This is a genomic window from Allofournierella sp. (assembly GCF_017889395.1).
Lineage (GTDB): Bacteria > Bacillota > Clostridia > Oscillospirales > Ruminococcaceae > Allofournierella.
In genome coordinates this window covers 1-11,595 of sequence record NZ_JAGHKE010000082.1, presented here as the reverse complement: position 1 = coordinate 11,595, position 11,595 = coordinate 1, and the positions used below count along the sequence as shown (strand labels likewise).

Sequence of the window (11,595 nt, the reverse complement as noted above, 5' to 3'; positions counted from 1 at the left end):
CTGCTGCTATTTTTTACATCGGGGTGTAGCGCAGTTGGTAGCGCGCCTGGTTCGGGACCAGGAAGCCGTGGGTTCAAGTCCCGTCACTCCGACCAAAAATCGGCAAGCACCGTCAGGTGCTTGCCGATTTTTACTTCTTCACTTTTCGCTCTTCACTTTTCACCCTTTTCACCAAAAAGTAGTACAGCTTTTTCTTTGGATACCGCAGAGGCTTCGGCTTCCGCGATATTTTTGTTTGTTCAAATCATTCCCGGGCCAGACTCGTCAATGTGTCGCCGGTGATGCGGTAGACCGTCCAGTCCTCCATGGGCTGCGCCCCCAGCGAGAGATAAAAATCGATGCTGGGCCTGTTCCAGTCCAGGCACCACCATTCCAGGCGGCCGCATCCCCGCTCCACCGCGATGGCCGCCAGCTTTTTCAGAATCGCCTTGCCGTAGCCCCGGCCCCGGTACTCGGGCTTCACATACAGATCCTCCAGATATAAACCGGCCCGGCCCAGGAAGGTGGAAAAGTTGTGGAAGAACAGCGCAAAGCCCACCTCCCGGCCGTCCGCCAGCACAAACAATACCTCCGCCTTCTGCTTGCGGAAGATCCATTCCTTCAGCGTGGCCTCATCTGCCACCACCTCACTGAGCATGCCCTCGTAGTCGGCCAGCTCCCGGATAAATTGCAGAATCAGCGGGGTATCCCCCTCCTCTGCAAAGCGAAATACGGGCGTTTGATTCATCCGGCTCTCCTCCTGTCGTTCCGGGCGCTTTTCTGTTGCGGGAAAAGCCCCGTTTTTTTGTATCTACCACAAATTTTATCACAAATCCGCCGGGGAATCCATTTTGCTGCCCGCCGGACGCTTCGCTTTTCTTTTCTTGTTTCTTCTTATATAATAAAGGACAGACCGGATTTTTCCCGGCCCTATTTTATTGCAAAGGAGCGTATCGCTTGAAAGCACTGTGCACCAATTTCCGGGGATACTACCCCCAGCTGATCCTCGGGCCCCTGTTCAAATTGCTGGAAGCCGTACTGGAGCTCATGGTCCCTCTGCTCATGGCCAACATCATTGATGTGGGCATTGCCGGCGGAGACCGGGCCTATGTGCTGCGGCAGGGACTTTTTCTTCTTTTGCTGGCGGTACTGGGCGTCGCGGCAGCCACCACCTGCCAGTACTTCGCCAGCGTGGCCGCCTTCGGGTTCGGCGCTTCCCTGCGCCGCCAGGTCTTCCGCCACATCCTCAGCCTTTCCGGCCATGAGACCGACGCCATCGGCGCGGGCAGTCTGATCACTCATATCACCAACGATGTGAACCAGGTGCAGAACGGTGTGAACATGTTCATCCGTCTGGCCACCCGCGCCCCCTTTCTGGCCATCGGCTCCATCGTGATGGCCTTTGTGCTGAACGCCCGCATCGCGCTGATCTTCCTGATCTCCACCCCGCTGATCGTATTGGTTCTGTATCAGGTGATGAAGCGCACCCTGCCGGACTACGCCCGTATCCAGCAGCGGCAGGAGACGCTGGGCACCCTGACCGGCCAGAACCTGGAGGGCGCCCGGGTCATCCGGGCCTTTTCCCGCCAGGAAAGCGAGAAGAAGGATTTTGCCGCTGCCAGCGATGCCCACAGCGCTCTCACCATCCAGGTGGGCCGCATTTCGGCCGCGCTGAATCCCCTCACCTATGTGATCGCCAACTTTGCCATTCTGGCCATTCTCTGGTACGGCGCCCGCTTTGCGGACCGGGGGCTGATCCTCAGCGGCGATGTGTTCGCCATGGTCAACTACATGACCCAGACCCTTCTGGCGCTGATCGTGCTGGCCAACCTGATCGTTCAGTTCACCCGCGCTGCAGCCAGCGCCAAACGGCTGAGCGCCCTGCTGGCCACCGAGAGCAGCATCCGAGGTGAGAGCGTTCCCCACACCCGGGAGCAGAGTGCCTTTTTGGCCTTTGAGCAGGTGGATTTTTCCTACACAGGCCCCGCGGGCAAAAACACCCTGGAGGGAGTGAGCTTCACCGCCGAACAGGGCCAGACCATCGGCGTGATCGGCGGCACCGGCTGCGGCAAGACCACCCTGGCCAACCTGATTTTGCGGTTTTACGACATCACCGGCGGCCGCATCCTGCTGGATGGCCAGGACCTGCGCAGCTATCCGCTGGAAGCCCTGCGGGAAAAGATCGGCTATGTGCCCCAGAACGTGAAGCTGTTTTCCGGCACCATCCGCAGCAACCTGCAGCTGGGTGCACCCCAGGCGGACGATGATGCCTTGTGGGCAGCACTTACCACCGCCCAGGCCCGGGACTTTGTACAGCAGAAGCCGGAAGGCCTGGACACTCCGGTGGAGGAGGGCGGCAAAAACTTTTCCGGTGGCCAGCGCCAGCGCCTGACCATCGCCCGCGCTCTGGCAAAGCGGCCCTCACTGCTGATTCTGGACGACTCCTCCAGCGCACTGGATTTCGCCACCGACGCGGCGCTGCGCCGTGCCCTGAAGCAGGATACCGGCGGCATGACGGTGCTGCTCATCAGCCAGCGTGCCTCGGCCGTAAAGGACGCGGACCGCATCCTGGTCATGGACGAAGGCCGACTCGTGGGCCAGGGCAGCCATGAGGAGCTGCTGCAGACCTGCCCGGTCTACCGGGAGATCTGCGTTTCCCAGAAGCTGGTGCCGCAAGCAAACCCGGAAAGTGAGGTGAGTGCCCGATGAAGCGCTCGATTCTGAAACGGATTTTTTCCTACCTGCGGCCCTACCGGGGCAGCCTTGTGCTGGGCTGCATTTCCGCAGTGCTGCAGGTGGCCTTTACCCTGATGACGCCGGTGCTCATCGGCCGCGCCATCGACTGCCTGATCGGCCCGGGTCTTGTGCAGTTCCGGCATCTGGCCGTTCTGCTGGCAGCGATGGCCCTGTGCATCCTGTTGGCAGCAGGTTTCCAGTGGGTGATGAACGTGTGCATCCGCCGCATCAGCGCCCTTGCCGCACAGGACATGCGCCAGCAGGCCTTCAATGCCCTGAATGCGGTCCCCATTTCCACCATCGACCAGCTGCCCCACGGCGATCTGGTCAGCCGCCTGGTCAACGACACGGACGCGGTGTCCGAAGGTCTGCTGCAGGGGCTTACCCAGCTGCTGCCCGGCGCGGCCACCATTCTGGGCGTACTGGTCATCATGTTTTATCTGAACCCCTTCATCGCACTGGTGGTGGTGCTGGTCACCCCGCTGTCCATCCTGTTTGCCCGCTTTGTGGCCAGCCGCACCCATGCGCTGTTCCGCAAGCAGGCCGCGGCCCAGGGCCAGCTTTCCGCCTATGTGAACGAGATGGTGAACAGCCAGGATCTGGTGAAGGCCTTCGGGCATGAGACTCAGTGCTGCGAAACCTTCGACCGGATCAACGAGGAGCTGCGCAGCGCCAGCCTGTGGGCGGTGTTCTACTCGGCGGCAGCCAACCCGGGCACCCGTTTTGTGAACAACATCGTTTACGGCGCGGTGGGTGTGTTCGGCGGTCTGGCCGCTCTGAGCGGCGCGCTGAGTGTGGGCACCCTGAGCGCCTTTTTGACCTACGCCAACCAGTATACCAAGCCCTTCAACGAGGTCACCAGCGTGCTCACCCAGCTGCAGACCGCCATGGCCAGCGCCCAGCGCCTGTTCCAGACCATCGATCTGAAGCCGGAACCGGCAGATGCGCCCGGCGCACTGGCACCCGAGCGCTGCAGCGGCCGGGTGGAGCTGGACCGGGTGGATTTTTCCTACCGGAAGGACGTTCCGCTGATCCAAAATCTCTGCCTGAAGGTGGAGCCGGGCCAGCGCATCGCCATCGTGGGGCCCACCGGCTGCGGCAAAACCACCCTCATCAATCTGCTGATGCGCTTTTACGAGGTGGACAGCGGGCGGATTCTGGTGGACGGTGTTCCGGCGCGGCAGCTCAAGCGCAGCGCTCTGCGGGGGATGTACGGCATGGTGCTGCAGGAAACCTGGCTGAAAAACGCCACCGTGCGGGAGAACATCGCCTACGGCAAGCCGGACGCCACCATGGAACAGATCATCCAGGCCGCCAAGGCTGCCCATGCCCATGGCTTCATCCAGCGCCTGCCCCAGGGCTACGACACCCTCATCGCCCCGGGCGGCGGCAACCTTTCCGCCGGGCAAAAACAGCTGCTGTGCATCGCCCGCATTCTGCTGTGCCGGCCCCAGATGCTCATTCTGGACGAGGCCACCAGCAACATCGATACCCGCACCGAGATGCTGGTGCAGCAGGCCTTCGAGCAGCTGATGGAGGGCCGCACCAGCTTTGTGGTGGCGCACCGGCTTTCCACCATCCAAACGGCGGACCAGATTCTGGTCATGGATTCGGGCCACATCGTGGAACAGGGCACCCACCGGGAGCTTCTGGCCAAGGGCGGCTTCTATGCCCGGCTTTACAACAGCCAGTTCGCCATTCAGTGACACAACTCGCCTTTTCCCGTCCAAATTCTCATTTTTTGTTCCCCTTGTGGGCACAGATATGATATAATATATAAAATAACGATTCAGCCGAGGCAGGCGGTTCACCGCACGGCCCGGGGGCTCTAGGGATGTGCAAGGAGGCAATCTGGCATGGATATTATGGTACTGGGCGTGGCCGGCGGCACCGGCAGCGGAAAAACCACGTTGACCCGACGTTTGAAGGAGCGCTTTGGCGACCAGATCAGCGTGATCAGCCACGACAACTACTACAAGCGTCAGGATCATCTGACCTACGACGAGCGCTGCCGCACCAACTACGACCACCCGGATGCCTTTGATACCGACCTGATGGTGGAGCATCTGGCCGCGCTGAAGCGGGGCGAGACCATCTACTGCCCGGTGTATGATTTCTCGGAGCACAACCGCTCGGATGACCTGCTGGAGGTCAAGCCCGCGCCGGTGATCCTGGTGGAGGGCATCCTGATCTTTGCCAGCCAGGAGCTGTGCGATCTGATGGACATCAAGGTCTTTGTGGACACCGATGCCGATGTGCGCATTCTGCGCCGCATCGTGCGGGACGTGAAAAAGCGCGGCCGCACGCTGGACAGCGTCGTCTCTCAGTATCTGACCACCGTAAAGCCCATGCATGAGCAGTTTGTGGAGCCCAGCAAGCGCCGGGCGGATCTGATCATTCCCGAGGGCGGCAAGAATCCCGTTGCTCTGGAAATGCTCATCCACCGGCTGGAAAGCCATCTGAACCAGGCCTAAGTGATAAAAAAACGGCCCTGCGTACCTCGAACCAGGTACGCAGGGCCGTTTTTTATTCTTTGTCGCGCAAAAAGCCGCTCAGTCATCCAGAATGATCTCCGCCGCCAGTTTACCAACCTGCTGCATCCGCTCACGCCCCTCCTCCGGGAAGGAGACATCCTCGTCGCCCCAGTCGGTGAACATGGAGATGATGTAGGGCCGGTCCGCATAAACGATGGCCATATCGTGCAGCGCCTGATCCCAGCTGCCGTACTTTTTCGCCGCCGGGGCCGGGCAATACAGCAGATCGTGGTCCGCTGCCAGGAAGGACTCCTGCAATTTCAGCGCATTCTCGCTTCCGGTCTCAAAATAATCATACAGCGCCCGCATGGCCCGTCCGCCGTCTGCTCCGGTGACCCAGCCGTGGATGCCTTCCTCCACCACCTCACAGCCCTCCGGGCTGGCAAATCCCAGCTCCGCCAAAAAGTCCGAGAAGCCGGTCTCCAGGCTGCCTGGCCACATCTGGCCCAGATCATGGGCCGCCCCGTTGCTGCTGTGGGCGATCATCGGGTCGATCAGCTCCCAGCCGGTCTTGCTGCCAACCGCCGCATTCAGATCGATCAACCCTTCCTCATCCCGCTGGCAGAGCCACAGGGCATAGGGTGCCTTCAGCGTACTGGCGCAATAAAAGCCGTTGTCCGGCTGGTATGTATAGGTCTGACCGGAAGCGATGTCCTGAATCCACACCGAAATGCTGCCGGGCATGCTGTCCAGCAGCGTATCCATCTCGGCTGCTTCCGCCGCAGTAATGGGCTTCTCACTGCTCAGCTCCGGCTCAGGTGTGGCAGTAGGCTGCGGCGTGGCAGTGGGCTCCGGCTCGGATTCCGGCTGCGGTGCGGGATGCGCCTGGCTGACACTCTGGCTCGCAGAGGCACTGGCCGCCGCTCCCACTGCCTGCCGCATCATTGAGCGGGCAGCCGCCACGATCACCAGGACCATGACCACCGCCATCACGACCCATGGCCAGCGGGTGTGTTTCTTTTTGCGGGTCTTTTTTGCTTGTGTTTTCATTGTCGTTTTTACGTGCAGAAGCTTAAACCTCCGCGCGCTCCTCCCTTTTCCCCCAAAAGCAAACCGCCGGCCATGTGAACATCGACCGGCTGGTTTTTTCTATTATACTACAATTTTTTAAAATAGAGCAATTACACAATTTTTTCAACTTCTTGCTTTACGCAAAAAGCCACGCCGGAACTTCCGGCGTGGCTTTTTCTGCATCTGATACGTCCGCCCCTCAGGCACCCTTCTTCCAGTTGTCGCTCATGCGCTCCCACCAGGTGGGCTCGTAGGTTCCCAACTGCTTATGGTATGCCTTTTCCGCAGCGCGCATTGCCTTATCCGCTTTGCGCTGCTCGGCGGTGTAGTTCACCATTCCGTAGCTGTTCACATCGATCTCGATCTCGGTCTTTACCCGACCAGACTGTGCAGGCATCAAAAACAACATAAAACGCGCATCTCCTTTCAACAGCGTTCGTACCAGCATGCGCACAAACCCCGGTGGCTGTGCGCGAAAAAACGGGGAATGCATCCGCATCCCCCGCCTTTTTCATTTGAAGAATCGTTTCAGCAGGGTCTGCAACCGCCGGCCAACTCCCGGCCGGTAAGTTCCAAGCTCTTTCTGATAGGCCTCTTCGGCCGCTTTCATCTGTTTTTCCGCTTCGCGCTGGCCGGCATTCTGCCGGCGGGAAAGCCCGGTCTCATCAAACTGCCGCATCTCCGCGGCTGTGCGCGGGATTCTGGTGTTCATGAGCACCTCCTCTTTACGCGCTGCGGAACATCGCCTTCAGGCGTTCCAGAAGGGTAGGCTTATAAATTCCAAGCTCCTTCTGGTAGGCGGCTTCCGCGGCTTTCATCGCTTTCTCGGCGTCCTTTGCGCCGGCAGAAAAGCCCTCTGTCTCGTTATACAGCTTGGTGTTCAGCCCTTGCTGAATTTGATTGGGGCCATAATTGATAGTTCCTACCTCCTCTCCTCGTTCTTAGAATATCATACAAAATTCAAAAAAGCAAGAAGAATTCTTTTAGCCAAATTACCAAAGTGTAATCACCTGATTGTACATATCGATGTAGCTTTGTGCCGAGCTGTTCCAGCTGAAATCGCAGCACATGGCGCGGCGCACCAGCACCGGCCAGCCCTCCTTCTGCCAGTAGCCCTCCTTGGCACGCCAGCAGGCCTCGTACAGGTCGTGGGCGTTGTACTGACTGAAGGTGAAGCCGTTGCCGTAACCGTCACCGGAGTCATGGATGGAATCCCGCAGACCGCCGGTCTCCCGCACAATGGGAATGGTGCCGTAACGGCAGGCCACCATCTGGGCCAGGCCACAGGGCTCGGACTTGGAGGGCATCAGGAACATATCCGCACCCGCATAAATGCGGCGGGCCAGCGGCGGCACGAAGCCGATGTAAACGCCCACCCGGCCGGGATGCCGGGCTGCCAGATCGCTGAAGAAAGCCTCATAGGCATGTTCACCGTTGCCCAGGATCACCAGCTCGATGCCCTGCTCCAGCAGGCCCTCGGCCACACTGCGCACCAGATCCACGCCCTTGTGGCCCACCAGACGGGTCACCATGGCCATGACGGGGCTGCCGTCCTGATCCAGATTGAACTCCTCCTGCAGCGCTTTCTTGCAGGCAGCCTTGCCCTCTGCGAAGGTGTCGGCATTATAATGGGCGGCAATGTTGGGGTCGCTCTCCGGGTTGTAGGAATCCACATCGATGCCGTTCAGAATGCCGCACAGCTTGTACTGCTTCTGGCGCAGCAGGCCGTCCAGACCATGGCTGAACCAGGGGTCCAGAATCTCACCCGCGTAGGTGGGGCTTACGGTGCTCACCTTGTCGGCGGTCTCGATGGCGCCCTTCATGAAGTTGGCGCAGCCGTCGTACTCCACAATGTGGGCATCCCGGCGGCCGATGCCGCAGGTATCCTCCAGAATATCCAGGCCGTACTTGCCCTGGTACTGGATGTTGTGGATGGTAAACACGGTCTTGATGCGGCTGAACTTGTCCAGATGACGGTAGTACAGGTTCAGGAACACCGGCACCAGCGCGGTCTGCCAGTCATTGGCATTGATCACATCCGGCACGAAGTCGGTGTAGAACAGCATCTCCAGAATGGCGCGGCTGAAGAAGGCGAAGCGCTCGCCATCGTCATAGAAGCCATACAGACCGCTGCGGCGGAAGTAGTATTCGTTGTCCAGGAAGTAGAAGGTCACACCGTCCCGCTGACAGGTGAACAGGCCGCAATACTGGCTGCGCCAGCCCACCGGAACACTGAAGTTGGTCACGTAGGTCAGCTGGTCACGGAACTTCAAATCGCCGTACAGCGGCATGACCACCCGGCAATCCACGCCGTTTTTCACAAGGGCCTTGGGCAGGCTGCCCGCCACATCGCCCAGACCGCCGGAGGCGGCAAAGGGATTGGCCTCGCTGGCGCAAAAAAGAACATTCATGTGTTGTTCCTCCTTCAATGGGGTATATATGGGATAGGGCGGGAGCCGGTGGAATCCCCGGCTCCCGCCCCGGGGAGAGAGATCAGGGAATACGCAGATTCCCTTCAAGGATTATTTATACCGTGTGTCCCTTGGCCACATATACCGGGAAGGTATCTGTACCGGACAGCTTCTTGTCGGCAGTGATCTTCACGTTCTTGTCGGTCACAGTGTACTCCACTTCTGCACCGGCTTCCACAACGGTGTTCTGCATCAGCACGCAGTTCTTCACCTTCGCGCCCTTCTTGACCTTAACACCGCGGAACAGCACGCAGTTCTCCACTTCGCCCTCGATGATGCAGCCGTCGGCCACCATGCTGTTTTTCACCTGGCAGTCCATGGCGTAGCGGGTGGGCGCATTGTCGTGTACCTTGGTGTAAACGGGCTTATCCTCGGGGAACAGCGCATCCAGATTCTTGGGGTCCAGCAGACGCATATTCTCTTCAAAGAAGCTCTTACGGTCCGCAATGCGGGCGGTGTAGCCGGTGTATTCAAAGCCCTGCACGTTCAGCAGCTCCAGGTTGCGGGCCAGGATGTCCTTCTCGAAGTACAGCAGGCCGCGGATGGAGGCGTCCTTGATCATGGCGATCAGGCTCTCACGCTGGATGATGTACACGTTCATGGACAGGTTCTGCACACCGGGACGGTAATCGTTGGTGAGCAGCTCGGTCACACGGCCGTCCTGCAGCTTCAGGGTGTAGTTGTCCTCTTTCAGGCCCTGAGGAATCACGCTGCGCTGATACATCACGGTCACATCGGCCTGGCTGGCCACATGCGCAGCAATCAGCTCGTTGAAATCAAAGTTGAAGGCCACATCGGAATCGCTCATAATCACGAACTCTTCCTTCTGATCCTCCAAAAATTCCACCAGGCTGGCCAGTGCTTCCACACGGCCGCGATACAGCTTCACGTTGGATTCCGCATAGGGAGGAACCAGGTTCAGGCCGCCGCGCTTGCGGGTCAGGTCCCATTCACGGCCGGAGCCCAGGTGATCCATCAGGGAGTGGTAGTTCTGCTTTACCACGATGGACACATTGCTGATGCCGGAATTCACCATGCTGGACAGCACAAAGTCGATCAGGCGGTAACGGCCGCCAAAAGGCACGGAAGCCATGGTACGCTCGGCCACCAGCTCCGGCACCAGGGAGTCATGCGCGTTAGGGAAAATTACGCCCAGGGCGTCAGTGTTCGATTTTACCATTGCTCCTCACCATCCTTAACATCTTTAACAACCATTGCCTTGGGGCCCACCTTGGCATTCGCGCCAATGGTCACACCCTCGCCAACAACGGCCACGCCCCAGTCGTCCACGTTCTCCATGTCCTCCGGGCGCTCGCCAACAACCGCGCCGCTCTTCACGACCACGTTCTCAGCAATAATGGAATATTTTACGGTTGCACCGGGCTCGATGACTGCGCCGGGCATTATGATGGAATCCTCCACCACGGCGCCCTCGCCCACCTCAACACCGGCGAACAGAACGCTCTGGATCAGCTTGCCTTCCACACGGCAGCCCTCGGTGACCATGGAGTTGTCGATCACCGCGTTGGCGCCGATCCACTGGCCGGGCATACCGGAGTTGCGGGAGTAGATCTTCCAGTCGTCGCTCCAGACATCCAGCGAAACATTGGGGTTCAGCAGGTCCATGTTGGCATCCCACAGGCTGCTGATGGTTCCAACGTCCTTCCAGTAGCCTTCGAAGTGGTAGGCCACCATCTTTTCCTTGCTGGCCAGCATGCTGGGGATGATGTTCTTACCAAAATCGTTGTCGGAAGCGGGGTTGGCCTCGTCCTCGATCAGGAACTTGCGCAGCTTCTCCCAGGTGAAGATGTAGATACCCATGGAAGCCAGATTGCTCTTGGGCTCCTTCGGCTTCTCTTCAAACTTGGTGATCACGTTGTTCTCGTCGGCGGTCATGATGCCGAAACGGCTGGCCTCTTCCCAGGGCACTTCCATAACAGCGATGGTGCAGTCGGCGCCGTTCTCCTTGTGGAAGTCCAGCATTTTGCCGTAATCCATCTTGTAGATGTGGTCACCGGACAAGATCACCACATAGTTGGGATTGTAGCGATCGATGAAGTTGATGTTCTGATAAATGGCATTGGCAGTGCCCTTGTACCAGTCAGAGCCGGTGGCCGTCTGGTACGGAGGCAGCACATGTACACCACCGTACAGCCGGTCCAGGTCCCAGGGCTGGCCATTGCCGATGTACTCATTCAGCACCAGAGGCTGGTACTGGGTCAGGATGCCAACCGTGTCGATACCGGAGTTCACACAGTTGGACAGGGGGAAGTCGATGATACGATACTTTCCTCCAAAAGGTACAGCCGGTTTTGCCAGCCGTTGGGTCAGGGCGTAAAGCCGTGAGCCCTGGCCGCCGGCCAGCAGCATTGCGATACATTCTTTCATAATTTTTCTCCCCTTATCGGCGGTTTTCCGCCTTAATGTGCTGTTTTATTCCAAAGCGCCCAGTAAGAAGCATTCACTTCTCCTTGGGAGCCGCCTTTTTGGAGGCGGCAGGCTTCCTGGCTTGTTTGGTGCCCGCAGCTGCAGTTTTTGCCGTTTTGGCCGCGGCGGATTTCTTCGCGGCAGGCTTTTGGGCAGCGGGCTTTTTCCCGGTGGTCTTCTTTTCCGCAGTTTTCTTGTCTGCGGTCTTCTTGGGCTGTGCCTTTGCTTCCGGCACGGCCAGATACACGGTGCTCAGAGGCGGCAGCGTGAGCTGGATGCTCTGATCGAAACCGTGCATGGGCTTTTTGCGGGTGCGCTTGGCCGGGTTGTGTACCCCGCCGCCGCCGTACTTCACATCGTCGCTGTTGAGCAGCTCCTTGTAGGTACCGGGGTTGGGCACGCCCATCTGGTAGTCCACGCGCTGGATGGGGTTGAAG

At 59.1% G+C, this 11,595-nt stretch carries 11 protein-coding genes and 1 tRNA gene; 4 read left to right on the top strand and 8 right to left on the bottom strand.

Translation table 11 applies throughout. The features are described from left to right. Positions 1-19: 19 nt before the first annotated feature. Positions 20-95 (top strand) — tRNA-Pro (locus tag J7G73_RS10580). A gap of 149 nt (positions 96-244) precedes the next feature. On the opposite strand, the gene J7G73_RS10575 is transcribed toward J7G73_RS10580, so the two are convergent. Then, positions 245-727 (bottom strand): GNAT family N-acetyltransferase, encoded by a 483-nt coding sequence (locus J7G73_RS10575; RefSeq protein WP_291246224.1) that lies wholly within the window; start codon positions 725-727, stop codon positions 245-247. A gap of 209 nt (positions 728-936) precedes the next feature. Between J7G73_RS10575 and J7G73_RS10570 the strand changes: the two genes are divergently transcribed. From J7G73_RS10570 to udk, 3 genes are all read left to right on the top strand, one after another. Then, complete coding sequence (locus J7G73_RS10570; protein ID WP_291246223.1) at positions 937-2,688, top strand: ABC transporter ATP-binding protein; 1,752 nt, start codon at positions 937-939, stop codon at positions 2,686-2,688. Continuing rightward, positions 2,685-4,421 carry an ABC transporter ATP-binding protein gene (locus J7G73_RS10565; RefSeq protein WP_291246222.1) on the top strand — a complete coding sequence of 579 codons (1,737 nt, stop codon included), beginning with the start codon at positions 2,685-2,687 and terminating at the stop codon, positions 4,419-4,421. Before J7G73_RS10570 ends, J7G73_RS10565 begins: the two co-directional genes overlap by 4 nt. Before the next feature lie 150 nt (positions 4,422-4,571). Then, the gene (gene udk, locus J7G73_RS10560; RefSeq protein WP_087292322.1) at positions 4,572-5,189 is read left to right on the top strand and encodes a uridine kinase; all 618 of its coding nucleotides are present in this window, start codon (positions 4,572-4,574) and stop codon (positions 5,187-5,189) included. 78 nt (positions 5,190-5,267) lie between these two features. Here the strand turns inward: udk and J7G73_RS10555 are convergent, their stop codons facing one another. The 7 genes from J7G73_RS10555 to J7G73_RS10525 form a co-directional block, all read right to left on the bottom strand. Next, entirely contained in the window at positions 5,268-6,239 is a 972-nt protein-coding gene (locus J7G73_RS10555; RefSeq protein ID WP_291246221.1) for a serine hydrolase, read from the bottom strand. 220 nt (positions 6,240-6,459) lie between these two features. Continuing rightward, on the bottom strand, positions 6,460-6,669 hold the full coding sequence (locus tag J7G73_RS10550) for a hypothetical protein (protein ID WP_087292315.1): 210 nt from the start codon (positions 6,667-6,669) through the stop codon (positions 6,460-6,462). Between the two features lie 102 nt (positions 6,670-6,771). After that, on the bottom strand, positions 6,772-6,972 hold the full coding sequence (locus J7G73_RS10545; protein WP_291246220.1) for a hypothetical protein: 201 nt from the start codon (positions 6,970-6,972) through the stop codon (positions 6,772-6,774). A 280-nt stretch (positions 6,973-7,252) separates the two neighbouring features. Beyond that, positions 7,253-8,671: a glycogen synthase GlgA gene (gene glgA, locus J7G73_RS10540; RefSeq protein WP_087292306.1), complete on the bottom strand. Its 1,419-nt coding sequence runs from the start codon at positions 8,669-8,671 to the stop codon at positions 7,253-7,255. Between the two features lie 115 nt (positions 8,672-8,786). Further along, a complete protein-coding gene (gene glgD, locus J7G73_RS10535; RefSeq protein WP_291246219.1) occupies positions 8,787-9,911 on the bottom strand; it encodes a glucose-1-phosphate adenylyltransferase subunit GlgD in 1,125 nt (374 codons plus the stop codon). Further along, positions 9,905-11,122: a glucose-1-phosphate adenylyltransferase gene (locus tag J7G73_RS10530; protein ID WP_291246225.1), complete on the bottom strand. Its 1,218-nt coding sequence runs from the start codon at positions 11,120-11,122 to the stop codon at positions 9,905-9,907. The genes glgD and J7G73_RS10530 overlap by 7 nt, the downstream gene beginning before the upstream one ends. A gap of 70 nt (positions 11,123-11,192) precedes the next feature. After that, on the bottom strand, positions 11,193-11,595 hold a 403-nt coding region (locus J7G73_RS10525), incomplete at its 5' end, for an alpha amylase C-terminal domain-containing protein (protein ID WP_291246218.1).